The organism is Acinetobacter sp. YH12142 (assembly GCF_013418435.1).
Taxonomy (GTDB): domain Bacteria; phylum Pseudomonadota; class Gammaproteobacteria; order Pseudomonadales; family Moraxellaceae; genus Acinetobacter; species Acinetobacter amyesii.
The window spans coordinates 85,901-112,182 of sequence record NZ_VPCB01000008.1 but is presented as its reverse complement, the minus strand read 5'-3'; the positions used below and the strand labels follow the sequence as shown (position 1 = coordinate 112,182).

Below are 26,282 nucleotides of genomic sequence, written 5' to 3'. Positions count from 1 at the left end.
CTATGGCTACAATTCATGTCGATGGAAAATCGTATGAAGTCAACGGCTCAGAGAACTTGCTACAAGCATGTCTTAGCCTTGGCATCGACATCCCATACTTTTGTTGGCATCCATCCTTAGGTTCTGTCGGTTCTTGCCGTCAATGTGCTGTGACTCAATACGCGAATCCTGAAGATACTCGCGGTCGTTTAGTTATGTCATGTATGACGCCTGCATCTGACAATACCTACATCTCGATTGAAGATGACGAAGCAAAAAATTTCCGTGCTTCTGTTGTTGAATTCTTGATGACCAACCACCCACACGACTGCCCAGTCTGTGAAGAGGGTGGTCATTGTCATTTACAAGATATGACTGTAATGACTCAGCATGACCGTCGTCGTTACCGCTTCACAAAACGTACGCATTACAACCAAGAGCTAGGCTCTTTCATTTCTCATGAAATGAACCGTTGTATTGCGTGCTACCGTTGTGTGCGTTACTACAAAGATTATGCAGGTGGTACAGACTTTGGTGTGTATGCAAACGCTTCGCGTGTTTACTTTGGTCGTCCAGAATCAGGTACTTTAGAATCTGAATTCTCTGGTAACTTGACTGAAGTGTGCCCAACAGGTGTATTCACAGATAAAACTCACTCTGAACGCTATAACCGTAAATGGGACATGCAGTATGCGCCAAGCGTATGCCAAGGCTGTTCTTCAGGTTGTAACATCTCTCCAGGTGAACGTTATGGCGAACTACGTCGTGTAGAAAACCGCTTTAACGGTGACGTGAACCAATACTTCCTTTGCGATAAAGGTCGTTTCGGTACAGGTTATGTGAACCGTGAAGATCGTCCACGTCAACCACAATTCCGTTCTGGTGCAAATGTAACTACAGTTTCTGTAGACCAAGCATTGGATACCGTAATTGAAAATATCCAAGGCAAAAAAGTATTGGGTATCGGTTCACCACGTGCATCACTTGAATCAAACTTCGCGCTTCGCGAACTTGTAGGTCAAGACAACTTCTCAACGGGTATGTCTCAAAAAGAGCAAAAACTTGTTGAACTTGCAGCTTCTATTATGCAAACCGAAGGTGTTTATAACCCTGGTATGCGTGAAATCGAAAGCTACGATGCTGTGTTGATTTTGGGTGAAGATCTGACTCAAACTGCGCCTCGTATGGCTCTATCTGTTCGCCAAGCTGCGAAAAATAAAGCTAAAGAAATGGCTGCAGAGCGCCGTACGCAAGAGTGGTTGGCTGAACCTGTACAACGTATTGCTCAAGATGCCAAATCTCCGATTTACATCCTTGCTGCAACTCAAACACGTTTAGCTGATGTTGCAACAGGTGAAGTTGTTGCATCACCTAACGACATTGCACGTTTAGGTTTTGCGGTCGCTGCTGCTGTCAAAGGTGAAGTGATCTTAGGTTTGGATGACGATGCAAAAGCATTTGCACAAACCATTGCTGACACTTTAAAAGCTGCGAAAAAACCATTAATCATCTCTGGTACAAGCTTGCAAGACGCATCAATCATGGAAGCTGCTGCACAAGTTGCACAGAACCTTGGTAATGCGGGCTTAACATTGACTGTTCCAGAAGTGAACTCAATGGGCTTAGCGATCTTTGGTGGTCAAAGCTTAGAACAAGCATTTGCACAAGATTACGATACCGTGATCGTGGTGGAAAATGACCTTTATCGTCGTTTACCAGCCGCTCAGGTGAATGCTGCACTTTCTGGTAAAGAAGTGATCGTACTTGATCATTCTGAAACTGAAACTGTGAAGAAAGCCAACATCGTACTTTCTGCTGCTTCATTTGCTGAAGGTGACGGTACTGTTGTCTCTCAAGAAGGCCGTGCACAACGTTTCTACCAAGTGTATGACCCAAGCTACTATAAACCTGAACTTGCGATCAAAGAATCTTGGCGCTGGTTACATGCCATTGAAACTGGCGTGAAAGGCAAAGCCATTTCTTGGACACTTCTTGATGACGTGATCGAGTCAGTAGCGAAAAACGTTCCTGCACTTGAAGCGATTCAAGATGTCGCACCAGATGCTGGCTTCCGTGTACATGGTCTGAAAGTGGCACGTGAACCACGTCGTTACTCAGGTCGTACAGCGATGCGCGCACCACTTTCTATTCATGAACCAAAACAACCAGTCGATAAAGACTCTGCGTTGACGTTCTCTATGGAAGGTTATGTAGGTAACCAAACTCCAGCTTCACTTGTACCATTTGCTTGGTCTGCAGGTTGGAACTCTCCACAAGCTTGGAACAAATTCCAAGACAACGTGGGTGGTCACTTAAAAGGTGGTGATGCAGGCGTTCGTTTATTCGATCGTTTAGCGAAACGTCCAGCACGTACTTTCGTTGCACCTGCACCTGTTGCGGTTAATGGTGAAAGCTTCCGTCTTGTGCCGATGCATCACATCTTCGCTTCTGGTGAATTTACAGTGAAAACACCTGCGATGGAATCACGTATTCCTGAAGCAATGTTTGCTGTGGGTGAGCAAGATGCAGCACGCTTAAATGTTCAAGATGGTCAACGTATCGCTGTGAAAGCAGGGGATGCAGAAATCATCCTTCCAGTTCAAGTGATTGAATACTTACCTACAGGTTATATCGGTTACCCAGTGGGTCTTGCACCTACAGTATCGCTTGCAGAACCTGTTTCAGTCGCGGTAGGAGTGTAATTCATGGAACAAGAATTAATCCGTCAAACGCCGCTGTGGGCTGAAAACTGGCCAATCGCCTATTCAGTTCTTCAAGCAATTGTGATCTTACTGGTTGTGGTATTGATCGCTGCGTTGATGTCTTTTATTGAACGTCGTTTACTCGGCTTGTGGCAAGACCGTTACGGTCCGAACCGTGTAGGTCCGGGCGGTATGTTCCAGATTGTTGCCGACATGCTGAAAATCATGTTCAAAGAAGACTGGACACCAAAATTTGCTGACAAATTGACTTTCCGTATGGCTCCAGCAGTGGCGATGGCAACTGCGGTGCTATCGTTCATGGTTATTCCTGTTTCACCTTATTTAGGTGTTTCAGACATGAGCATCGGTCTATTGTTCTTTATGGCAATGGCTGGCATTGCGGTATACGCAGTATTGTTCGGTGGTTGGTCATCAAATAACAAATATGCATTACTTGGTGGTTTACGTTCTGCTGCTCAAACCATTTCTTATGAAGTGTTCTTGGGTATTTCACTAATGGGTGTGGTTGCGATTGCAGGCTCATTCAACATGCGTGAAATTGTTGAAGCTCAACGTGATGTTTGGTTTGTTATTCCTCAGTTCTTAGGTTTCTTGATCTTCGTGGTTGCGGGTGTTGCGGTAACTCACCGTCATCCATTTGACCAACCAGAAGCAGAACAAGAATTGGCGGAAGGTTACCATGTCGAATACGGCGGTATGAAATGGGGTATGTTCTTCGTTGCGGAATACGTCAACGTCGTACTGATCTCTGCATTAATCGTGACTTTATTCTTCGGTGGTTGGTTAGCGCCTTTCAACCTAGATATTCCATTCATTCCAGCTGCGTTCTGGTTCATTATTAAAACAGCATTCTTTGTAATGATGTTTGTCTTGGCTCGTGGTTCTTTAATGCGTCCACGTTATGACCAAGTTATGAACTTTGGTTGGAAAATTTGCTTGCCATTGGCGTTGGTTAACCTTCTGGTAACTGGTGCTGTGATTCTGATGAATCAGGCCTAAGACAGCAGGGAGAATAAAATGTTTAAATTTCTAGCTGGATTTGGGTCAATTGTACGTTCGTTGTGGATGGTATTCTCACACGCGACACGTAAACGTGACACCATTTTATATCCAGAGGTTAAAGCGGAAGACATCGTACCACCACGTTTCCGTGGTCGTATCGTGTTAACGCGTGACCCTGATGGCGAAGAGCGCTGTGTAGCATGTAACCTTTGTGCGGTTGCATGTCCAGTCGGCTGTATTTCACTACAAAAAGCTGAAAAAGAAGATGGTCGTTGGTATCCGGAATTTTTCCGTATCAACTTCTCACGTTGTATTTTCTGCGGTATGTGTGAAGAAGCATGTCCTACGACTGCGATTCAAATGACACCTGACTTTGAGTTAGGTGAGTATGTTCGTCAGGACTTAGTATATGAGAAAGAAAACCTTCTTATCTCAGGTCCTGGTAAATACCCAGACTATAACTTCTACCGCGTAACAGGTATGGCTGTTGCTGGTAAAGATAAAGGTCAGGCTCAACGCGAAAGCACACCAGTTGATGTACGGAGTCTATTACCATGATGTGGCCATTTTATTTGATGGCGCTTGTGGCCATCGTCTCTACCGTTCGTGTTGTAACTAACACGAACCCAGTACACGCTTTATTAAGCTTGATTATCTCTTTACTTGCAGTTGCAGGTATCTTCATGATCGTGGGTGCGCCGTTTGCCGGTGCTCTCGAAATTATCGTTTACGCTGGCGCAATCATGGTGCTATTCGTATTCGTCGTGATGATGCTGAATCTTGGTCAAAATACAGTTGAACAAGAAAGCAAATGGCTGACTTCTTCAGCGTGGGCATATCCTGCGTTGATGAGCTTCCTGATGGGTCTAATCCTTGTTTGGATGTTGAAGTCAGACTACACAACTGCTGGCACTGTCATGGGTGCTCAAGTTGTCGGTCCGAAAGAAGTGGGTACTTCACTCTTTACTCAGTACTTATTGCTGGTTGAAGTTGCTGCGATGTTATTGCTTGGCGCACTTGTCGCTGCATTCCATCTTGGCAAACGTGAGCCAGGTGCAGAAGAGGACAAAGAATAATGGGCAACATCCCTTTAGAACATGGTTTGATCGTTGCAACCATTCTTTTTGCACTGGGTTTTTACGGTGTGATGGTTCGACGCAACCTACTATTTATTTTAATGAGCCTTGAAATCATGATGAACGCTGCTGCTTTAGCGTTCGTTTTGGCAGGAAGCGCATGGGCACAGCCAGATGGTCAAGTGATGTTTATCTTGATCTTAACGCTTGCTGCAGCAGAGGCTTGTATCGGTCTTGCGATCGTCCTTCAGTTCTATCATCGCTTCCATCATCTGGATGTGGATGCTGCTAGTGAGATGCGCGGATGAGTTATTTATATTTAACAGTACTTTTCCCGCTAATTGGTTTTATCCTGTTGGCGGCAGGTCGTAAAAATCTTCCTGAATCAGTTGCTGCAATTATTGGTGCAGGTTCAGTTGGTCTTTCAGCTTTATTTGCATTAATTGCCGGTATCGACTTTGTTAATAATGGTTCAGTTGCAACAACTCAGCATCTTTGGACTTGGTTCAGTGCAGGTAACTTAGCACCAGGCTTCACGCTTCATTTAGATGGCTTATCATTATTGATGATGGGCATGATTACAGGTGTGGGTTTCTTAATTCACATCTTTGCAACATGGTACATGCGTGGCGAAGAAGACTTTGCACGTTTCTTCTCATACTTCAACCTATTCGTGGCAAGCATGCTGCTTTTAGTGTTGGGTGACAACTTAGCGTTGTTATTCCTCGGTTGGGAAGGTGTAGGTCTATGTTCATACCTATTAATTGGTTACTACTACCAAACACCTGCAAACGGTTTTGCTGCAATTAAAGCATTCACTGTGACACGTGTGGGTGACGTATTCTTACTGATTGCATTGTTCTTGATCTACCAACAATTCGGCACTTTAAACATTGCAGAAGTTGTGGCTGCTGCGCCAACAGTTTTGGCTCAGAGTTCTTCGATTGCAATTTGGACTGCATTGATGTTGTTCTTGGGTGCTGCAGGTAAATCTGCTCAGATCCCATTACAAACATGGTTGGCAGATGCGATGGCTGGTCCTACACCAGTATCTGCATTGATCCACGCAGCAACAATGGTAACAGCAGGTGTTTACCTATGTAGCCGTATGTTCAGCGTGTTTGAACAAGCGCCAGAAGTGATGATGTTCATCTCAATCACAGGTGCGGTAACATTGTTGGTTGCGGGCTTTGCTGCATTGGTACAAACAGACATCAAACGTATTCTTGCTTACTCTACTATGAGTCAGTTGGGTTATATGTTTATGGCTGTAGGTGCTGAAGCTTACCAAGCCGGTCTATTCCACATGCTGACTCACGCATTCTTCAAGGCATTATTATTCTTGTCTTCTGGTGCTGTGATTTTGGCTTACCATCATGAACAAAACATCTTCAAGATGGGTGGTCTATTCCACAAAAACAAATTCTTGTTTGCTTGTTTCGCGATTGGTGGCGGTGCATTGGCAGCGATTCCATTCATCACTATCGGCTTCTTCTCGAAAGATGCGATTCTTGGTGCGGTATGGGTGAAAGGTCAAGCGATTGCAGTTTATGACTGCTTGTACTGGACTGGCGTAGCAGGTGCGTTCTTAACTTCAATTTATACATTCCGTCTTATTTGGGTTGTATTCTTTGGTAAAGAAAATACGCCTTACCATGAAATCAAAGGTGTTACTTACTGGGGTCCATTGGCGATTCTTGCAGTGCTTTCAACTGGTTTAGCTTATGTCTTAAAAGCACCAGTAACGAATATTTTAAATGCTGCACAAATCCCAGCATTTAATATTCCAGAAGCACTAGAACACGGTATGCATAGCGCTGAATACACAGCTGTTGGTATTGCACTTGCGGGTCTTGCAGTAGGTGTGGTGTTATTTGCCTTTGCTTATGGTGCAGTGAAATCGTTCGCGAAAACTTCACTGGGCGCGGGTCTTGCAAATATCTGTCGTAATGCACTTGGTTTCGATGCTTTGTACAACATTGTTTTCGTTAAGCCTTATTTGCTACTGGCTAAAATCTTTGGTCGTGATCCAATTGACGGCTTATGGCTTGTATTGCCTGCACTTGTTAAAGGCGGTAATAGCTTTACAAGTTCACGTCAAACAGGTTCATTGCGTGAATACGCATCTAGTATGGCATTCGGTACGTTTGCATTACTATTGATCCTGGTCGTGATTCAGGTCGTGGGGAAATAAAATGGAAACTCCAAACAATTTAATTCTACCCGCTCTGATCCTTATTCCGTTCATTGCAGGTTTTGTATGCTGGCTTGTCGATAAACTCGACAAGCACTTACCACGCTATATTGCCTTAATTGGTATGCTATTAACGTTGGTGCTAACCGTCGTTTTATGGCAAAGCGGTACTTATAACTATGAGTTGGGTACACAAGCTCCACAGTGGGCTGCTCAATTTAACCTACCGTGGATTACCACTTTAGGCATTAACATTCACCTTGCGGTGGATGGTCTTTCACTGCTTATGGTGGGTTTAACTGCATTACTGGGTGTACTTGCAGTTGGCTGTTCATGGGGTGAGATTCAAAAGAACGTTGGTTTCTTCCACTTAAACCTACTTTGGTCTTTAGGTGGTGTGATCGGTGTATTCTTAGCGATCGACATGTTCCTATTCTTCTTCTTCTGGGAGATGATGCTGGTACCAATCTACTTCTTGATCGCACTTTGGGGTCATAAAGGGGCAGAAGGTAAGTCACGCGTTTACGCTGCAACTAAATTCTTTATCTATACTCAGGTTGCGGGTCTGATCATGTTGATCGGTATCTTGGGTCTAGTGGTTGTTGGCTTCCAACTTCACGGTCAAATCAGCTTTAACTATGACTTCTTGATGAGTGTTGCACACACTGTTGAGGCAAAAGCTCCAGCACTTGCGTATGCATTCATGATCTGTATGTTTATTGGTTTTGCGGTAAAACTTCCAGTTTTCCCATTACACGGCTGGTTACCAGATGCACATGCGCAAGCACCTACAGCGGGTTCTGTCGACCTTGCAGGTATCTTGATTAAAACTGCGGCTTATGGTCTTTTACGTTTCGTTATTCCATTCTTCCCAGTAGCATCTGCTCAGTTTGCTGACATCGCGATCATTCTTGGTCTAATCGGTATTTTCTACGGTGCATGGTGTGCATTCCAACAAACAGACATGAAACGTCTGCTTGCGTACACATCTATTTCGCACATGGGCTTCGTACTTCTTGCTTTGTATGCAGGTAACATCCTGACATTCCAAGGCTTGATGATTATGATGCTGGCTCACGGTCTATCTTCTGCTGCATTGTTCATTATGTGTGGTCAGGTTTACGAACGTCTGCATACACGTGACATGCGTTTAATGGGCGGTATCCGTGGTCAGTTCCAATACCTTTCATTCTTCTTAATGTTCTTTGTTGCGGCACTTGTAGGTATTCCAGGTCTAGGTAACTTCATCGGTGAATTCCTAATCTTGATGGGTTCTTATGACAAGTTCCCTGTGTACACAATCCTTGCTGCAGTAAGCTTAGTATTTGCCGGTCTTTACGGTTTAATCCTGATCCACAAAGCATTGTTTGGTACACCAAACGAAGAACAAAAACAGCATTACGCAAATCCGTTGAAAGACTTAAATGCGCGTGAAGTTGTGATTCTTTTAATCTGTGCTCTTGGTCTAGTATGGCTTGGTCTATTCCCACAAACCTTCCTTGATATTTCAAATTCAAGCATGGCGTGGATTGCAAATAGCTATATCCCAGTTCAAGAAGTCGTTGATGTTGTGCAGCAGATTGCTGTACAACCTGAAAATGTGGAGATGCAATAAGCCATGGACTTCACAATGTCATTTTCTGAGCTTATGCCATTAGCTCCTGTGATGATCGTGGCTTTAACTGCGATCGTCGTGATGTTGCTAATTGCAATCAAGCGTAACCACAATTTAGTTGCAACGACTTCCGTTATCGGTCTGAACCTTGCAGCCTTTTATATTATTTTTGTTTTCGTTGTAGGGCAGTATGCTCCTGCAAACGTAATGAATTTGTTCATCGTAGATCCATTTACGATGTTGTACCAATTCGTGATTTTGATTGCAGCACTTGCTTGCTGCACATTGTCACATGCGTATATCGAAACCTATAAAGATAACCGTGAAGAACTTTATATCTTGATGCTGTGCTCTGTAACAGGTGCATTGTTAATGGTTGCAAGTTCGCACTATGCGTCTTTCTTTATCAGTCTTGAGTTAATGTCGATTCCTGTATACGGCCTATTGGCTTATACACACCAACGTTCACAGTCGCTTGAAGCGGGTGTGAAATATTTGGTGCTTTCAGCAACCGCTTCTGCGATGTTGTTGATGGGTATGGCTTATGTATATGCGTACACAGGTACAATGGCATTCGTTGCTGAACCAGGCAAAATGTTCACAACATTCAGCCAACCGGGTGTAGTCCTTGGTCTTGCACTGATTGTCTTTGCTGTTGCATTTAAATTGTCTCTTGCGCCATTCCATAAATGGACACCGGACGTGTATGCAGGTGCGCCAGCGCCAATCGCGACATTCTTAGCGACTGTGGCTAAAGTGGCAATGATCGGTCTATTCGTTCGTTACTTCTTGGCTTCTGGTTTAATCCTTTCTGATAGCTTCATCACGATCGTGACCATCATTGCAGTATTGTCTATCCTTGCGGGTAACTTGCTAGCAGTACGTCAAGTGAACTTGAAACGTATCCTTGCATACTCTTCAATCGCTCACTTTGGTTACTTACTTGTTGCGATCGTTAGTGCACGTAATACTGACTTTGTTCAAGTACAAGGCTTTGCAACATTCAGCAGCGTCAACGTGTATGTGATTACTTATGTATTAACAACGATTGGTGCGTTCGGTGTTGTGACACTGATGTCTAGCCCTTACAACAACAAAGACGAAGCAGGTAGCCTTGCTGAGTACCGTGGTTTGTTCTGGCGTCGTCCAGTGTTGACTGCAACACTGACTGTCATGATGTTATCTCTTGCAGGTATCCCATTAACAGCAGGCTTTATTGGTAAGTTCCTTGTGATCAAAACAGCGGTTGCTGGTGGTTCATGGTTCTTAGCTGCGATGGTGATCCTTGGTTCAGGTATCGGTTTGTACTACTACCTACGTGTGATGGTTGTGATGTACATGACTCCACCAGAAAACCCACGTATCGATGCTGTCGATCATTGGGGTCAAAAAGTGGGTGGTATTATGGTGCTTGGCGCAGCTGCTCTTGTGTTGTTGATCGGTGTATATCCAGATCCAATCATTGCAGTATCTCAAGTGGCATACTTTGCGATCTCACCTGAATTACAACAGTTCATTTTTAGCTTAATTCAAAGTGGATTTAACTAATGAATTAAGCAATTAATTTGCTTATTACAAAAAAGCCTCCTGTAAAGGGGGCTTTTTTATTTTTATCATTTGTTAAATAGCTTTATAATGGTTGAAATTTTATCTTAACCTTTTAGGTGTTCTCCCGTGGCTATCCATGAAATCCGTCATCCTTTAATCCGACATAAACTCGGCTTACTTCGTCGTGCAGATATTAGTACTAAAAACTTCCGTGAGCTTGCTCAAGAAGTGACTATGCTTCTGACTTATGAAGCAACGAAAGATTTACCAATGGTCGATCATGAAATTGATGGTTGGAATGGTAAAGTAATTGTAGATCGTATTGCCGGTAAAAAAATAACAGTTGTACCGATTTTACGTGCAGGTATTGGTATGTTGGATGGTTTCTTAAACCTGATTCCAAGTGCGAAAGTATCTGTATTGGGTTTAGAGCGTGATGAAGAAACTTTAGAAGCGCGTACTTACTACAAAAAATTAGTACCAGACGTACAAAACCGTTTAGCGATGATTATTGACCCAATGCTTGCAACAGGTTCATCGCTCGTTGCTGCTATTGACGTTCTAAAAGCCAGTGGTTGTAAAGATATTCGTGTCATGGTGCTTGTAGCAGCTCCAGAAGGCATTAAACGTGTGAATGAAGCTCATCCGGACGTAACGATTTACACAGCATCTGTAGACCAAGGTTTAAATGAAAACGGTTATATCGTTCCTGGTCTTGGCGATGCAGGCGATAAAATTTTCGGTTCAGTTCAAAAAGACTAATTTTTGCATCATGAACAGAAAAGGGGCTTTTATAGCCTCTTTTTTATATACTAAAGACATTGGCATAAATGGAATAGGGTACTTTATGAAGTCCGAACAATATAAAGGTAAAGTGAAGCAGTACAATCCTGAAAAGGGCTTTGGCTTTCTTTCATGTGAAGAAGGTGATGTATTTTTCCATATCTCTGACTTTCCCGCAGATGGTGTCGAACCAAAACGTAATGATCGCGTGAAATTTAATGTGGTGGAAAATGGAGATCGTTATAAGGCCATTAACATTGAGCGTGAAGAAGACAAATCTGCAAAAGCTAAAAAATCTAAAGTCGTGGCAAATAACCAGTCGATTACTTCAGCTTTGCTTTCAAATTTGCGTAAATAATGTGATTTTAAGATTTCGTGGAAATCATTGAAATCGAAAAGAGGTCTATAGGGCCTCTTTTTTTATTATCATAAGAGTATTAAAAGAAAAGATGAGAGACAATTTTTATGTTTAAAGAGGGGAAAATCAAAAGCTATAATGTTGAGCGCGGCTTTGGATTTATACAACAAGATCAAGCAAAGGATTTATTTTTTCATATTCGTGATTTTCCTAGCCGACACATCGAACCACGTGTTGGAGAAAATCTCAAATACAGGATTGAAGCAGATCAAGGTAAATTTAAAGCTGTAAATATCATCCGTTTAGATTTGAAAAAAGAGCAGTCCACTCATGAACAGATAAATCCGTCATTTGAATCAATGCCAGATCGAGTAAACGATCAAGTTACTCCTCACGATATAGCCAAAGGCACAGTTTGGGGCAGTAAAATCATCAGCATGATTGGACTCATTGTGATTCTAGTTTTAGCTGTGGCCGTCTATAGTAAATATCAGCAGTACCAAGAACAGAAGCAACAACATTTACAACAGCTCATGCAAGAAAATGAAAACATCGTAAAAGAACAACGTAAAGCTCAGGGGGATTTACCCGATCGGGTGCTGTCTGAGCAAGGTGAAAAAAATCTATATGGCACAGGTTCAACGCAAGCTCAGTCTGGTGTTCAAGACACTGCGCAGGCACCTTCTTCAAGTGATACGCCAAGGGCAGAAGAAAAAGCTCAGTTTAGTTGTGATGGACGACAGCATTGCAGTCAAATGCGCTCAAGAGATGAAGCTCAGTGGTTTATTAAGAATTGTCCAAACACGAAGATGGATGGTGATAATGACGGTATTGCTTGTGAGAATGATTCTAGGTGGTAATGGAAGCATTCACAAAAAAAGCGCCATTAGGCGCTTTTTTATTTATACAGATTTTTCACAAAATTGCATAAAGGCTTTGAGCCCTGGTCCTTGGTATTTCTGACGATGTACCAACATGAATAATGGACGGGCAAGTTGCCAGAACGGTGTATCTAAAACCACCAATTGACCTTTTTCACGTAAAGGCTCAATCGCCAGTTTAGAAATACATGACATACCAAGACCACCTGCCACGATTTTTAAAATGGCTTCGTTATGACCCAAGGTTAAACGAATATTGGCATCTGGCAGGTCTTTTAAAATTGCGTTGTCAAATACTTCACGTGTGCCTGAACCTTCTTCACGTAAGATCCATTCCACGTTATCAAAGTCAGCTGCAGTGAGTGCACGATCCAACTTCGCTAAAGGGTGCTCTGGTGAACAGCACACGGCAAGTTCATCGTCACGCCAGTGAATACATTGCAACTGTGGCAGATGGCATGAACCTTCAATTAAGGCCAAATCCAACTGAAATTGGTTTACCGCTTCAATCATTTGGCGGGTATTGCCGACTTGAAGTTGTAAATGTGCTTGAGGTTGAATTTGTAAGAAATCTGCCATGAGGTCTGGCATCAAGTAGTCACTGATGGTCAGGGTCGCGCCCAAACGTAGATCAATACTTTGTAGTTCGCCTTTGGCTGCTTGTTCAAAAGCTTCACAGCGCCCTAAAATTTCCAAAGCTTGTGGCAATAAAAAACGACCCAAGTCATTCAATTGCAAGCGTTTACCAAGTCGGTCAAACAGTGGAGCACCGAGACCATCTTCGAGGTCTGCCAATGCCATACTTGCTGCACTTTGAGTAAGTTTGACAGCATCACTGGCTTTGGTAACGGTACCTTCTTGAGCGACTGCTACAAAAACAGCCAACTGGCGTAAAGTCATGCGCATGAATCAGGCCTTAACATTTAAAAAATATTAATAAATTATGCTGTCATGCTAACATGAGCACAGTCTGTCACGCCACGTTCAAATCATGTCAATTGAAAAATTTAGCTTAGAAAAGGTTTTATCTGTACACCGTTGGACCAATACTTTGTTCAGTTTTACCATGACACGCCCTGCACATTTTAAATTCACCGCTGGTCAGTTCGCACGAATTGGCTTGAAAGTGGGCGATGAATTGGTGGTTCGTGCCTATTCTGTGGTGTCGTCACCCTTTGATGAAACTTTAGAGTTTTTCTCTATCGTCGTTCCAGATGGTGCGTTTACCTCGAATTTACAGCATCTACAAGTGGGTGATGAGCTGTATTTAGAAAAAGTCCCTTATGGCTTCCTTACCTTGGCACGTTATCAGTTGCCATTGCCGAAGGACTTATGGCTGTTGGGGACAGGAACGGGTCTTGCACCATTTTTATCAATGCTACAAGACTTTGAAACGTGGTCTAAATACGAAAAAATTAATCTAGTCTACAGTGTGCGTACCGTATCAGAATTGGCTTATATCGAGCGTATTCAAGAAATCGCCGAGACCTTTGGTGAAGGGCATACGGGTTTTAAATTTATACCTATTGTGACACGTGATCCAAATGCACCGCTGCATGATCGTTTACCAGTTTTAATTGAAAATGGCGAGCTAGAACAGGCGGCGGGCTTAGCGTTTAATGTGGAAACGACGCATGTCATGTTGTGTGGTAATCCACAAATGGTTGATGACACCAAGGCAGCATTAAAGGCGCGTGGTTTGACCATGAACCGCCGTGGTGAAGGTAATATTGCTGTAGAAAACTATTGGTAAGGTGCCATGAAAAAAGCTCATCGATGGATGAGCTTTTTTTATTTTTGAAAACTAAATACGTTTTGATGTTAATGCAGAATTTTATTTAAGAACTGCTGCGCTCGTTCACCACGAGGGGCATTAAAGAAATCATCTTTACTGCAGTCTTCCACAATTTTTCCTTGATCCATAAAGATCACACGGTCCGCAACCTGACGCGCGAAGCCCATCTCATGGGTTACACACATCATGGTCATACCTTCTTTGGCAAGACCCACCATCACATCAAGTACTTCGTTAATCATCTCTGGATCAAGTGCCGAAGTCGGTTCATCAAACAGCATGGCAATCGGGTCCATACTGAGCGCACGTGCAATCGCAACACGTTGTTGCTGTCCACCTGATAACTGTGCCGGGAATTTAGCGGCATGCGCACTCAAACCCACACGATCTAAATAAGCCAAGCCTTTTTTCTTGGCTTCGGCTTCTGATCGGCCCAAGACTTTAACCTGCGCAATGGTCAGGTTTTCTGTAATGGATAAATGTGGAAACAGTTCAAAGTGCTGGAACACCATACCAACACGACTACGCAATTTATTTAAATCGGTTTTTGGGTCATTAATGGAAATACCGTCGACTAAAATCGTACCGGCCTGAAAAGGCTCAAGTCCATTAACGGTTTTAATGAGCGTTGATTTACCTGAGCCAGAGGGCCCACACACGACAACCACTTCACCTTGTTTAATTTGAGTCGTGCAATCGGTAAGCACTTGAAAATCTTTATACCATTTACTGACATTTTGGAGGTCAATCATCGTTTTTTGATCGGTCATACACTTAACCTCCGTTGTAATTTTTTAACTGCATAGGTAGCGATCATACTAATAGTGAAATACACCAAACCGGCAAACAGAATGTATTGAGTTAACAATGACATGAGGTCGCCTCGAACATAGTTGGTGCGGAAAAAGTCTAACAGTCCGATGGCATAAACCATGGTTGAATCTTGGAACAGAATGATGGTTTGCTGTAAGAGCAGTGGCGTCATTTTGCGAAAGGATTGCGGCAAAATAATTAAGCGCATCGCTTGGCTATAACTCATACCGAGAGCATAAGCTGCAGAGGTTTGACCTTTAGGAATCGATTGAATCCCGGCACGGACAATCTCTGAAAAGTAAGCAGCTTCAAATAGCATGAAGGCCACGATACTCGATACAAGGGCAGTATCAATCGTTAGATAGTTACCTGTGATTCCTGTGTAGATAAAGGGTACGGCAAAGTAGAACCACATTAGCACCAAGAGCAAAGGTATAGAACGAAAGAGGTTCACATAGCCTTTAGCAAAAATATTAAAAGCCTTAATCGAGGACAGGCGCATCAACGCCAATAAAGTCCCAATAAAGACACCACCAATGGTTGCCGTGATCACCACTTTGAGTGTGATGCTGAAACCATGCCATAGTGCAGGGCCAGACGCTTGGAGGTCTTGAATAAAAGAACTGAGCCATTCCATTATTTATCTCCTGCAATTAAGCCAGGAACGCGTAGGCGTTTTTCCAGAAAATTCATGAAACCAATTAAACAGATGTTGATCACGATGAAAATAATGGTGACGTAGGTATAAATTTCGATGGTGTTTTGCGTGTATTCACTGATGGTTTTCATCTGTGAAATGATTTCTGCAACACCGACCAAAGACGCAACTGAGGTGTTTTTGACACAGTTGGTCAACTCAGAGCTGAGAGGTGGCAAAATCGTGCGGAATGACTGCGGTAAGATCACATAGCGGTATAGTTGAGCCGTGCTAAATCCCATGGCATAACCTGCATTGGTTTGCCCCAAAGGAAGCGCTTCAATACCAGTCCTGACTTGCTCACAGACCCGTGCAGCTGTAAAAAGACCCAAGCCGACACTTGCGGAAATTAAGGCGGTCGTATTTGCCCCAAGGTCATTCATCCACCAGCTTTTAATCGCAGCAGGGAGGAAGTTAGGTACAACATAGAACCAAATAAACAGTTGAATCAATAAGGGTACATTTCGGAAAATAGTCACGTAGGCCGTACCAATACCTCGTGCTACAGGACTCGGTAGGGTACGCATAATACCCAAGATGCTGCCAAGCACCATCGCAATGCTCCATGCCACCAAAGCGATGACAAACAGCCAGCCGATCCCAATTAAAATCCAATTCAGGTAGGTCGAATCACCTACACCTGTAGATTGGAACAGCACACCCCAATTCCAGCTATAATTCATAGGAACTCCCTATAATGAGCTTAAGCCAAAATCTGTTTGGCTTAAGCATCTTTAGAATGTTTAGGGAAAGTTATTCGTCACGGTCATGTGGATTACTAATCAATGCTTTTAATTGATCAGACATCGGGAAATTCAAATTGATATTTTTTGGTGGAATTGGCGTTTGGAACCATTTTTTATACATGTCATTGATTTCACCAGAGCTATAGGTCGCTTTGATTGCATCATCAACCACTTGTTTAAAACCAGTATCGCCTTTACGTAGCATACAACCATAGATTTCATGAATCGGTGCTGTACCCACGATTTCCCATTTATTAGGATCTTTGGCTTTCGATTTTTCACCCGCCAGCAAAATATCATCCATCATAAATGCCGCTGCACGACCATTTTGTAGCATGAGGAAAGACTCAGCGTGGTCTTTGGCAGAAATGACTTCACCAATACCTAACTCTTTTTCATGTTGACGAATATAACGCTCAGATGTAGTTCCTGCCGTGGTGACTAATTTTTTACCTTTAAGGTCAGCGAAGTCTTTAATCCCAGAGTCTTTTGCAGTAAGTAAGCGTGAACCCACTTCAAAGAAACCTGTTGAGAAATCAACTTGTTGTTGGCGTTCTTTATTGTTGGTGGTTGAACCACACTCTAAGTCGACGGTGCCATTAGAAACTAATGGAATTCGGTTTTGGCTGGTCACTAAGTTATAACGGATTTTTAAATCGGGAAGATTTAATTGTTTTTTTACTGCTTCAACTACTTTTAATTGAAGATCATGCGCATAACCCACAGGTTGGTTTGGATTATCTGCGATATATGAAAATGGAATCGATGAATCGCGATAGCCTAAAACAATCGTGCCCGATTTTTTGATCTTATCTAAAGTCCCTGAGTCAGAAACAGCAGCTTCACTTCCTGCAGCTTTATCCGTTGTAGGTGCTTTATTGTCACTACATGCGCTAAGCCCTAAAGTGAGCGCACTTGCACAGAACAAAGTTGCTAAATGTTTTTTTGACGTCATCGTTAAAACTCCTTTTACCCTGATTTAATATCCACTTTTTATGATCTTGTTACGTATTTAGTTTTATTGCTTTGTTTTTAAGAATGTTTCAACAATAAAAAAGAGATCATTTTCTACATCTTAGGTGATAAATCGAACAAGGCTCAAGCAAAATTTATTGCCGAATTGTTACTAAGAAATGGGATAAGTTATGAAGATTTTTTATAAGTAAATTTGTTATAAGCGATTGAATATTAAATGAATTATATTTATTGTGAAATAGATAATGAAAATAAAAGGGCATAAAAAAACCTCCAAATGGAGGTTTTCGGGATTAAACTTTAGTTTAATCTCCGTGTTAATGCACAAACATATCCATAAATTCACGAATTTCTTGAATCGCTGTGTCTACGTCGGAAGTCAACCAAGTCGGTTCAAAAAAGCCAGCATAATGCTCCAGTCGATCTTGGGGAACAACTAAGCGAATCGGGCATTCTTCTTCGAGCAAGCGCCAAGGAATAATAGGCACTTCATTATCTAAAAAAGCCGCAATATTTCGAATATCAATCACCATCGCATTGATGCATTCAGGGAATGGCATCACTGAAAACTCTTCAGTACGTCGGCGGAAATATTCCAAATCACCCCATTTCAACACATAACTTGGCTTACTAAATTCAATAATGCCAATAAGATGCTGATCACGAGTGTAATGAAGGGAACATTGATGAGTGACGTCAGTGTCAAGATCAAGCGTTACACCTTGTTGATGGTACGCCATAGATTTGATAACAGGTGAAAAATAAGGTGCATGATTATAGCTCATTTCATTCATCAAAAGCAGAGAATTCCATCTAGCTCAAAAAAGCATTTATTTTTGCAACACTTGATACTCTGAAAATGAATACGATTGAAATGGTACATTCATTTCATGCTCCGATATTTTTACCTTAGCGATTGATTTTAAATCTAAAATTAAGGGAACTATCTAAACAGAAAAACGGATGTAAATTGAACTGATCTTTTAAGTTACATGTTTTCACGGATTGTAATTGTTCTTCACACAATACAGGATATTGTATTGCTAGTATAAAAATTCAACTATGAACAACAAAATAGCGAGGGGAATATGACACACGATTTTAATAAACCACCCCATACCACCAGTACGGAAGAAACAACACAAAAAAAACGTATCCCTGTGTACATACTGATCTTAGTGGGTATCTTTTTAATCGCATTATTATTTTATATGTTTGCAGATATGAAACCTTCTGCTTCGGATGCACCGCCTGATCATCCTGCACCCAATGCACAAACTGCGACAGCCAATGATACGACTAGCGGTACAGCGGGGGATGAAGCTGTTGCCAATGATTCAAATACTGCAACTGCGACAGATCATTGATGATAAATACATGAGTCAGATTTACATGATTGCAAGATCTGAACCTTAAGCATCTCATCAGAATGACACAAATAAAGCCTTGGTTATGCCAAGGCTTTTTTACATTCAATTGTGAGCTTTTGTTGGAGTTATGCATACTTTGGTTGATTAAAAAATACGCAAAAACTAAGGTGGAAAAGAAAGCTCAAGTTTAAAGCACCAATGCTGTGTGATATCGCGGCATACGTAAAAATGCACATAACAACAGATCATGTATAACAATGAGGGCGAACGTATGAATGATTATCTGGGTGGTCCGCGTGGCCGTTTTGATGCCATGTATTATTGGGAACAGTTTCACCCCATTTTAAGTGCAGTAGCAATTCTCCTGATTGGTTGGGTCATTGCTTTATTGATTGCTGCTGGCGTCAAAAAAGTTCTGCAACAATTAGGTACAAATCAAAAACTTTCAAATGCAACTGGGCACCGTTCCAATGTTGAAAATATAGTCTCCAGAGTAGTGTTCTGGATTATTTTGATCATTGCCGTCATTGGTGCGCTCAATGTGCTGAATTTGACCAGTGTCAGTGGCCCATTCAGTAATATGATTCAGCAGTTCTTGTTATTTATTCCACAGCTCTTGGCTGCGGTAGCTGTAGGTTTTATTGGTTGGATCGTGGCGAGTTTGGTCAAAGTCGGTTCAAAGAAACTGCTTGATAAAACCCAACTCGATGAAAAACTTAGTTCTGAGGTTGGTGTCAGCCCTATCAGTCAAAATATCAGTGAAATTGTATATTGGCTGATTTTGTTACTTTTCCTACCGATTGTTTTATCGATCTTGGGTTTGAACGGTCTATTGTTCCCAATCCAAAATATGGTCACTGAAGTTGTTTCTTATCTTCCCAATATCTTTATTGCCGGTGTCATCGTCTTTGTGGGTTATATTTTGGCGAAGATTGTGCGAGGTATCGTGGAAGGCTTGGTGAACAGTTTGAGTTTGCAGCAGCAAGTCGAAAAAGTGGGCATGTTTAAAAACGCAAAACTTGCTCAAGTTTTGGGTAATTTTGTCTTTGCTATAGTCATTATCACTGCATTAATTGTGGCTTTCGAAGCACTTGGTATCGAGGCGATTTCTCAGCCTGCAACAGCCATGTTACATGAGATCATGTATGCGATACCGAACATCATTGCCGCAGGTTTAATCTTAATCTTGGCCTATGTGGTGTCACGCTTTGTAGCGCGTCTAGTTGTGGATGTGATCTCGGGTACAGGTGTTGATACTGTGCCAGAAAAATTAGACATTCAACGCTTTTTGGGCAAAACCAAAGTGTCGGATGTTGTCGGTTGCCTCATTGTATTTTTCACAATGTTGTTTGCGGTATCTGAAGCTGCTAACCGTTTAGGCTTTGAGCAAATCAGTGCCTTAATTGCGATGTTTATCCAGTTCGGTGCAAGTATTTTACTTGGTGCTGTAATCTTGGTGGTGGGTTTCTGGCTTGCCAATATTGTGGCAAATGTGGTGCAACGAGGGGAATATAACAGTTCACGTTGGTTAGGTAATTTGGTCCGTGTGCTGATTATGGGCTTGGTTGTAGCCATGGGCTTGCGTGCCATGGGTATTGCCGACTCGATCGTGAATTTGGCCTTTGGTTTAACGCTTGGTGCGGTTGCAGTTGCTTTCGCTTTGGCCTTTGGTTTAGGTGGTCGCAATCCGGCGGAACGATTGTTATCAGATCTTATTGATAAAGCAAAACGTGAAGCCAACGAACCGAATCCAGTACAGGAACAGGCGAAGGCAAAAACCACCTTTAATACGCCTACATCGTCTGCAGCGAGTCCAACGCCATCAACATCTGTGATGACTTCTGAAGTGAAAACCGATGATGGCTATCCAAACATTCAACAGGCTGCTCCCGGTGTCAGTGAAAAAGAAACGGCCACGCCAGATCAGTTGGATGTAAACCCAAGTGATCAACCACAAAATAATCCATTTGGATCGACAGGCGAGGCTGAAAATTCGGCACCTTTAACCCCGCCAAAACCAGATGATCCAAATTAAACTATTCTGTCTTTAAAAAAATCGGCCACGCTTAAGTGGTCGATTTTAATGCTCTATAAGGAATATTGTATGGCAAAAGCACCGAATAAATTTTTAGCCCCAGTGATTATTGCAGGGATCACGGTGGGTTTTTTGGCGAGCGCACGACGCTTTATTTTTGCAAAATCAGAACGCACTGATTTGGAGCAGACAGAACAATCACCGCCAGAAAGTGAAAAAAATTATACCAATCAGTCCAAAAATAATGATTGAAATTTACTCGAAAATTGGTATTTTAAGTAATAGTGATATATGGAATATTACTTAAAATATAAAAACTTAGGATTCATATTGCTGTCATGAATGACACCTATGATCCGTGCAAAGGAATGACAAAATGGGGGTAATTTCAATGTTCAATACTTTAGTTTCGACACTCAAACAAACAGCAAGCGTGCAACCACAACATATTTCAGTTGCCGTTGAAAAAATGGATCTGACAATTCAACGAACTTCGTCGTCGTCAGTATCATTATTTAAAACCGACTATCTTGAATAAGTCAGATCGGGCATAAAAAAAGGGCTGAATGAATCAGCCTTTTTTATGCAGAGATCATCTGCAGATTATGATTAATTCATTCTATGTCGAGATCAGACGTATTCAGAAGCCGCATGTGCAGAAGCCCATGCCCATTGGAAATTGTATCCACCTAAATGACCCGTTACATCGAGCACTTCGCCAATAAAGTACAAGCCTTTCTGTTTTTTACTTTCCATGGTTTTTGATGAGACTTCAGTGGTATCCACACCACCGAGTGTAACTTCAGCAGTACGGTAACCTTCAGTGCCTGATGGCTTCACTTCAAAGCTTTCTAAACGGCTTGCAATAAGTTCTAGTTTTTCATCACTAATATTGCCAATGGCTAATTCAGCTTGTTCAGGCCAAATCAGATTTTGTAATTCTATAACTACACTTTTCGGTAAGTGTTCATTGAACAGTGTACGCAGTAACACTTTGGGTTGACTAGATTTCTTAGATTTGAGGAAATCTAAAACATCTAAAGCTGGAAGGAAATTGATATTAAAGCGTTGGCCGACATCCCAGTAGTTTGAAAGCTGCAATGAGCTTGGGCCACTTAAACCACGGTGAGTAAAGAGTAGAGCCTCAGTAAAACTGTTTAACTCATTCGATAACGTGGCTTCAACAGCATTGCCGCTCAAGCGTGTGGTGACTTCTTTAAAACTATCGGAGAAAGTGAAGGGTACTAAGCCAGCGCGAGTGGGGTAGACAGAATGACCAAATTGTTTGGCAATCTCATAGCCAATTCCTGAACCACCTAAAGTAGGAATAGAAAGACCGCCACTGGCAATAACCACCGATTCTGCTTCAAAATAGCCTAGATTGGTTGCCACTTGAAAGCCTTGTTCTGGCAAGGCATTGACTGCTTTTACTTCACAGTTGGTTTTAATATCCACCAAGCCTGTTTTGTCACATTCTGCCAATAGCATGGCGAGAATTTCTTTTGCACCATTTTGGGTAAATAACTGCCCATGTTTGCGCTCTTCGTACTCAATGCCATATTCGCAGACCATACCAATGAAGTCCCAGTTGGTATAGCGAGTTAATGCTGAAATAACAAAGTGCGGATTATGTGAAATATAATTTTCTGGTTCGACATATAAATTGGTGAAATTGCATTTACCGCCGCCAGACATTAGGATTTTTTTGCCAACTTTATTAGCTTTTTCAACCACCAAAACTTTGCGTCCACGCTGCGCCGCTTTAAATGCCGTCATTAAGCCTGATGCGCCAGCACCTAAAACAAGGACATCATATTGATTTTGCGACATGGTAAGTTTCCGCGTGGAAGAAAGGACGCAGGATTATACGCTTTTTAGCGCTTCGGTTGAACCTTTCAGGCGACCTTGTAGGCCACCAGTATGAATCACTAAAACACGTTGATGGCTTGTAATTTGACCCCGCTCAATCATGCAGAAAATACCTCGCAGCATTTTAGCCGTATAGACCTGTTCTAATGGAATCGCATAGCGTTGCTCAAAGTCATGCATAAACTGTAAAAGTTCCGGCGTTGTTTTGGCATAGCCACCACAGCAAAATTCATCACTGATGCTCCAATTGGTTTTCTGCGTCAGCTGAGCAACATCGTCGCAAAGAAAATTGCCTTTGAGCGCTGAAAAGCCAAGAACATGTTGATGTTCAGCACTGGCTTCAATCAAGCCCGTTATGGTTCCACCTGTACCGACTGCACAGCAGATGAGATCAAAATTTTTTTGATTTTCATGGCTTAAGATTTCTCTACAGCCACGGATAGCCAATGCATTGGTTCCACCTTCAGGAATGACATAATGTTCGGGAAATTCCTGTCGTAATTGCGCTAAAGCGTCTGCTTGTTTCTGTTCTCGATACTGTTGGCGTGTGACAAAACTGAGCTGCATACCAAACTGTTCGGCGGTGGCTAAAGTAGGATTTCGGGCTTGATGTTGTAATTCTTCTCCACGAATGATGCCTAGACTACCGAATCCAAATAAATGTGCAGCATATGCTGTGGCTGCAATGTGATTTGAATAAGCACCGCCAAAGCTAAGCACCTGTTTAAACCCTAATTTCTGCGCCTCAATAAAATTATATTTGAGTTTATAAAATTTATTGCCTGATATTTGTGGGTGTACCAAGTCCAAACGCTTAATACACAAATCAACCCCTTGATATTGAATAGTCTGCTCAGGAATGGCGTGGGCGATAGATTCAAACATGTTGGTAATCGTTATCTTGGTGGTTAGAGGTCAAATAGGTAGGCATTGTAAAACGGTAGGTGCGGAAGATGAAATCCTTTACATCTTGTTCAGCTCAACTTTACTTAATGCACTTCACTACCAGCATCCGCTAACTAGCAACATCAACAGAGGTCACGACAGACATACCGGGTCTGGGATCAATCGCAATTTTCACGGCAATGCGTTGCACGACTTTGGTGAAATTTCCTGTGGCATTGTCAGGTTTCAATACACTAAATTCAGAACCAGCCGCAGGGGAGATTTGCTCAACTTTGCCGTAAAATTTTTGATGTTTCATGCCATCGACGCTGAACCACGCTTTTTGACCAATATGCATATCTGCAATTTGCGTTTCTTTAAAGTTGGCAGTCACCCAGCGCTGCTGTGGAATCAAATACATCAGTTGAGTGCCTGCCGCAACATATTGACCAATACGCGGGCTGACTTCGCCAAGTTGACCATCCATAGGTGCCACAATCGTGCTGTAGTCTTTGGTGGTCACTGCCTGATCAAATTGTGCTTTAGCACTATTCACTTGCGCTTTAAGCCCTGTCGCTGCAACTTGTGCAGTTTTGAATGATTCTCTGGCAACCAGCAAATTGGCCTCTGCTTGATGAAGTTGGGCCAAACTATTTTTAGCGTCTGCAGTGGCTTTATCTTGTTCTGATTTCGATGCAGCGCCAGTATTGCCGAGTTGTTGGTAGCGCGTCATTTGTGCAAGAGCTAATTCATAGGCCGCACGTGATTGGTCCACTTTCGCTTCGGCTGCCGTAATATCTGCTCTGCGTTGTTCAATGGCCTGGCTTTGATTGGCAAGTGAGTTCTGTGCTTGTTCCACCCCAGATTCAGCCTGTGTGACTTTTTGATCATAGGTCGTTGCATCGATATGCATAAGCACTTGACCTTTTTTCACATGATCAAAATCCGTCACCAAAACATCTTTCACATAACCATTAATTTGTGATGAAAGCACCGTGGTTTTGCCTTTGACATAGCTATTTTCAGTCGACTCGATACTGTTATGAAATGGACCAATCCGCCACGCCCATAAGATCAGTGCAATCCCCAACAAGAGGATAATCAACATGAAAACCAGGGTACGCTGCGGCGTAGAAATAAGCTTGCTCGATGGCGCAGGCATAGCGGTTGCTGTTTGTGGTTGCTGCGGTGCTGCTTGCTCAGTGGGTTTATGGTCTTCGGTCATGTTGTTCTCAATATCAATTAGGTCATTGGGCGGTTGCTTATGTTGTTTAAGTCGGGAAAATTTTAACTACTATCCGTGCGTTGCTGTTGGCGTAATTGATATTTATTTTTGCCCATCAGCAATAAACCCCAAAGCAACAATAAAACGGCGAATATGCCATTTAAAAAAATCACATCGTTATAGGCTCGAACTTGGGCTTCTCGAGTGATGGTTTGATTAAGGCTACGTATGGCTTGTTGTTGATCTAAATTAGGGTCTAAAGAATATTGATGCGCACTTTGCGCCAATTGTTGTAGGCGCTGTTCGACTATAGGGGAGGTTTGCGATAAATCATTATAAATCTGTGCCTGATAAGTTTGGGTACGCATTTGCTGATAGGTCGAAAAGAACGATGATCCAACCAATCCCCCAAAGGTTTGCGTTGCAGAAAACAGCACGATAAACGTCACCATGTGAGATGGGCCTTTTTGCAAAGCACTGACAATGCCAGTAAGCAAAAGTGGGCCAATAAACATGCCACTGGCAAAGCCCACCAAAAACTGACTCCAATAAAAATCATGCGGTCGTACATCACTGGTCAGGTGGTAATCCAGCGCACAGGCAAAGAGCACGAGACCTGCTGCACCGAGTAGATGAAGCACGATTTTTTCTTTGGAAAAGGTCAGGGCACTAAACACTGTACCTAAGACAATCCCGATCAGCACGACGGTATAAAAGGAAACAAATTGGTCGGGTCCCATGCCCATGGTTTTCAAAAAATTCACGGCTGCATAGCTTTGTTCTGACATGAGAAAGCGAATGGCAAAGGCACCGATAATAAAACTCACGGTCGACGATGTTCCGAGCCAGCGTGTGACAATCAGGGGATTGACCCGAAAATGTTCATAGGTCAGACCGACGACTAATAGAATCAAAGCTGCAATGAGTAAATAGGCCAACCATTCAGCCTCAAACCACCAAAGAATCGGGCCTTGAGTCAACACGATACATAGCAACGCAAAGCCGGGTGCTAATAATGCAAAGGTGAATAAATCTTGCTTTTCAAACACTTCTATACGTAGGCTTCGTGGCAGTTTTAGAGAGACCACCATCGCCAAACAACATAAGGCTAAACCTAATTCAAAGGTGTAAAAAATAGACCAATCGTTGACATCGACCAGATAGGGCGACATGATCCATGCCAGCGGTATCCCCAACTGCTGAAAGCCTAAAGCTAGATAAAGCCCACGACCAAAATGAGCACGTTTAAAGGCTTGCATGATGTAATACATCCCAAGCGAACTGAGTGGAGCTGCAAGTAAGCCGCTGATCACCCGTGCAAAAATTGCCATTTCATAGGTATGGACAAATAAATGCAGCACCATCACCGCGATAAATAATACCAAGCCAATTTCTGAAAATAGCCTAAGTCCATATTGTTGGCGGGCTTTAAATAAGATTAGGTTGGAGCTGACATTGGCCATAACAAATGCCGCAGGGATCCATGCCGCTTCAGAAGGAGTTAAGGCATATTCACCTTGTAGAAGGGGTAAATTTGCCGTGATAAATCCATTACTTAAGCTGCCCGAGATCGCAACAAATAAACCGATAAAGAAATACAAAAAACGCTTATAGGTCGGATGTGCAATCGCAGCAGGAGAGCCGGGCAAAGTCGGTTTTTCTTCGGGTGTCCAATCCGGAGCAGGTTCCAATAAACGCGGTGATTTGGACATG

The 26,282-nt window shown here is 42.5% G+C and carries 25 protein-coding genes; 15 read left to right on the top strand and 10 right to left on the bottom strand.

What is annotated here, in order from left to right:
• The first annotated feature begins 2 nt into the window (after positions 1-2).
• The 11 genes from nuoG (at position 3) to FTU77_RS08460 (ending at position 12,138) form a co-directional block, all read left to right on the top strand.
• A complete protein-coding gene (gene nuoG / locus FTU77_RS08510) occupies positions 3-2,681 on the top strand; it encodes an NADH-quinone oxidoreductase subunit NuoG (RefSeq protein WP_180009323.1) in 2,679 nt (892 codons plus the stop codon).
• Positions 2,682-2,684: 3 nt separating this feature from the next.
• Positions 2,685-3,701, top strand: coding sequence for an NADH-quinone oxidoreductase subunit NuoH (gene nuoH, locus FTU77_RS08505; protein ID WP_078191100.1), 1,017 nt, complete (start codon positions 2,685-2,687; stop codon positions 3,699-3,701).
• 18 nt (positions 3,702-3,719) lie between these two features.
• Positions 3,720-4,262, top strand: a complete 543-nt coding sequence (gene nuoI, locus FTU77_RS08500; RefSeq protein WP_078191099.1) for an NADH-quinone oxidoreductase subunit NuoI — start codon at positions 3,720-3,722, stop codon at positions 4,260-4,262.
• A complete protein-coding gene (gene nuoJ, locus FTU77_RS08495; RefSeq protein WP_171262661.1) occupies positions 4,262-4,780 on the top strand; it encodes an NADH-quinone oxidoreductase subunit J in 519 nt (172 codons plus the stop codon). The genes nuoI and nuoJ overlap by 1 nt, the downstream gene beginning before the upstream one ends.
• On the top strand, positions 4,780-5,088 hold the full coding sequence (gene nuoK, locus FTU77_RS08490) for an NADH-quinone oxidoreductase subunit NuoK (protein ID WP_067665227.1): 309 nt from the start codon (positions 4,780-4,782) through the stop codon (positions 5,086-5,088). The genes nuoJ and nuoK overlap by 1 nt, the downstream gene beginning before the upstream one ends.
• Positions 5,085-6,974, top strand: coding sequence for an NADH-quinone oxidoreductase subunit L (gene nuoL, locus FTU77_RS08485; protein WP_078191097.1), 1,890 nt, complete (start codon positions 5,085-5,087; stop codon positions 6,972-6,974). Before nuoK ends, nuoL begins: the two co-directional genes overlap by 4 nt.
• 1 nt (position 6,975) lies before the next feature.
• The gene (gene nuoM / locus FTU77_RS08480) at positions 6,976-8,589 is read left to right on the top strand and encodes an NADH-quinone oxidoreductase subunit M (protein ID WP_078191096.1); all 1,614 of its coding nucleotides are present in this window, start codon (positions 6,976-6,978) and stop codon (positions 8,587-8,589) included.
• Between the two features lie 3 nt (positions 8,590-8,592).
• Positions 8,593-10,137: an NADH-quinone oxidoreductase subunit NuoN gene (nuoN, locus tag FTU77_RS08475; protein ID WP_180025852.1), complete on the top strand. Its 1,545-nt coding sequence runs from the start codon at positions 8,593-8,595 to the stop codon at positions 10,135-10,137.
• A gap of 126 nt (positions 10,138-10,263) precedes the next feature.
• Positions 10,264-10,899: a uracil phosphoribosyltransferase gene (gene upp, locus FTU77_RS08470; RefSeq protein ID WP_168378566.1), complete on the top strand. Its 636-nt coding sequence runs from the start codon at positions 10,264-10,266 to the stop codon at positions 10,897-10,899.
• Positions 10,900-10,984: 85 nt separating this feature from the next.
• Entirely contained in the window at positions 10,985-11,278 is a 294-nt protein-coding gene (locus tag FTU77_RS08465; protein ID WP_168378567.1) for a cold shock domain-containing protein, read from the top strand.
• A 107-nt stretch (positions 11,279-11,385) separates the two neighbouring features.
• The gene (locus tag FTU77_RS08460) at positions 11,386-12,138 is read left to right on the top strand and encodes an excalibur calcium-binding domain-containing protein (RefSeq protein ID WP_180025851.1); all 753 of its coding nucleotides are present in this window, start codon (positions 11,386-11,388) and stop codon (positions 12,136-12,138) included.
• 42 nt (positions 12,139-12,180) lie between these two features.
• On the opposite strand, the gene gigC is transcribed toward FTU77_RS08460, so the two are convergent.
• Positions 12,181-13,065: a LysR family transcriptional regulator GigC gene (gigC, locus tag FTU77_RS08455; protein WP_078191091.1), complete on the bottom strand. Its 885-nt coding sequence runs from the start codon at positions 13,063-13,065 to the stop codon at positions 12,181-12,183.
• 85 nt (positions 13,066-13,150) lie between these two features.
• Here gigC and FTU77_RS08450 point away from each other — a divergent pair, with 85 nt between their 5' ends.
• Complete coding sequence (locus FTU77_RS08450) at positions 13,151-13,912, top strand: ferredoxin--NADP reductase (protein ID WP_180025850.1); 762 nt, start codon at positions 13,151-13,153, stop codon at positions 13,910-13,912.
• Positions 13,913-13,980: 68 nt separating this feature from the next.
• Here the strand turns inward: FTU77_RS08450 and FTU77_RS08445 are convergent, their stop codons facing one another.
• The 5 genes from FTU77_RS08445 to FTU77_RS08425 all read right to left on the bottom strand — a co-directional run bounded on the left by FTU77_RS08445 (position 13,981) and on the right by FTU77_RS08425 (position 17,925).
• On the bottom strand, positions 13,981-14,724 hold the full coding sequence (locus tag FTU77_RS08445) for an amino acid ABC transporter ATP-binding protein (RefSeq protein ID WP_078191089.1): 744 nt from the start codon (positions 14,722-14,724) through the stop codon (positions 13,981-13,983).
• A complete protein-coding gene (locus tag FTU77_RS08440; RefSeq protein WP_078191088.1) occupies positions 14,721-15,404 on the bottom strand; it encodes an ABC transporter permease subunit in 684 nt (227 codons plus the stop codon). The genes FTU77_RS08445 and FTU77_RS08440 overlap by 4 nt, the downstream gene beginning before the upstream one ends.
• Complete coding sequence (locus tag FTU77_RS08435; protein ID WP_078191087.1) at positions 15,404-16,147, bottom strand: amino acid ABC transporter permease; 744 nt, start codon at positions 16,145-16,147, stop codon at positions 15,404-15,406. Before FTU77_RS08435 ends, FTU77_RS08440 begins: the two co-directional genes overlap by 1 nt.
• 70 nt (positions 16,148-16,217) lie before the next feature.
• Complete coding sequence (locus tag FTU77_RS08430) at positions 16,218-17,165, bottom strand: transporter substrate-binding domain-containing protein (RefSeq protein WP_180055541.1); 948 nt, start codon at positions 17,163-17,165, stop codon at positions 16,218-16,220.
• A 337-nt stretch (positions 17,166-17,502) separates the two neighbouring features.
• Positions 17,503-17,925: a hypothetical protein gene (locus FTU77_RS08425; RefSeq protein ID WP_078191199.1), complete on the bottom strand. Its 423-nt coding sequence runs from the start codon at positions 17,923-17,925 to the stop codon at positions 17,503-17,505.
• Between the two features lie 348 nt (positions 17,926-18,273).
• Between FTU77_RS08425 and FTU77_RS08420 the strand changes: the two genes are divergently transcribed.
• The 3 genes from FTU77_RS08420 to FTU77_RS08410 all read left to right on the top strand — a co-directional run bounded on the left by FTU77_RS08420 (position 18,274) and on the right by FTU77_RS08410 (position 20,842).
• On the top strand, positions 18,274-18,552 hold the full coding sequence (locus FTU77_RS08420) for a hypothetical protein (RefSeq protein ID WP_180055540.1): 279 nt from the start codon (positions 18,274-18,276) through the stop codon (positions 18,550-18,552).
• A 274-nt stretch (positions 18,553-18,826) separates the two neighbouring features.
• On the top strand, positions 18,827-20,590 hold the full coding sequence (locus FTU77_RS08415) for a mechanosensitive ion channel (protein WP_180055539.1): 1,764 nt from the start codon (positions 18,827-18,829) through the stop codon (positions 20,588-20,590).
• Between the two features lie 69 nt (positions 20,591-20,659).
• Positions 20,660-20,842 carry a hypothetical protein gene (locus FTU77_RS08410; protein WP_180009856.1) on the top strand — a complete coding sequence of 61 codons (183 nt, stop codon included), beginning with the start codon at positions 20,660-20,662 and terminating at the stop codon, positions 20,840-20,842.
• A gap of 378 nt (positions 20,843-21,220) precedes the next feature.
• On the opposite strand, the gene FTU77_RS08405 is transcribed toward FTU77_RS08410, so the two are convergent.
• From FTU77_RS08405 to FTU77_RS08390, 4 genes are all read right to left on the bottom strand, one after another.
• Entirely contained in the window at positions 21,221-22,420 is a 1,200-nt protein-coding gene (locus FTU77_RS08405; protein WP_180025848.1) for an NAD(P)/FAD-dependent oxidoreductase, read from the bottom strand.
• Positions 22,421-22,453: 33 nt separating this feature from the next.
• Positions 22,454-23,344 carry a 1-aminocyclopropane-1-carboxylate deaminase/D-cysteine desulfhydrase gene (locus FTU77_RS08400; protein WP_180025847.1) on the bottom strand — a complete coding sequence of 297 codons (891 nt, stop codon included), beginning with the start codon at positions 23,342-23,344 and terminating at the stop codon, positions 22,454-22,456.
• Positions 23,345-23,474: 130 nt separating this feature from the next.
• A complete protein-coding gene (locus tag FTU77_RS08395) occupies positions 23,475-24,569 on the bottom strand; it encodes an HlyD family secretion protein (RefSeq protein WP_180055538.1) in 1,095 nt (364 codons plus the stop codon).
• A gap of 62 nt (positions 24,570-24,631) precedes the next feature.
• Positions 24,632-26,281, bottom strand: a complete 1,650-nt coding sequence (locus FTU77_RS08390; RefSeq protein WP_180055537.1) for an MFS transporter — start codon at positions 26,279-26,281, stop codon at positions 24,632-24,634.
• Position 26,282: the final 1 nt, after the last annotated feature.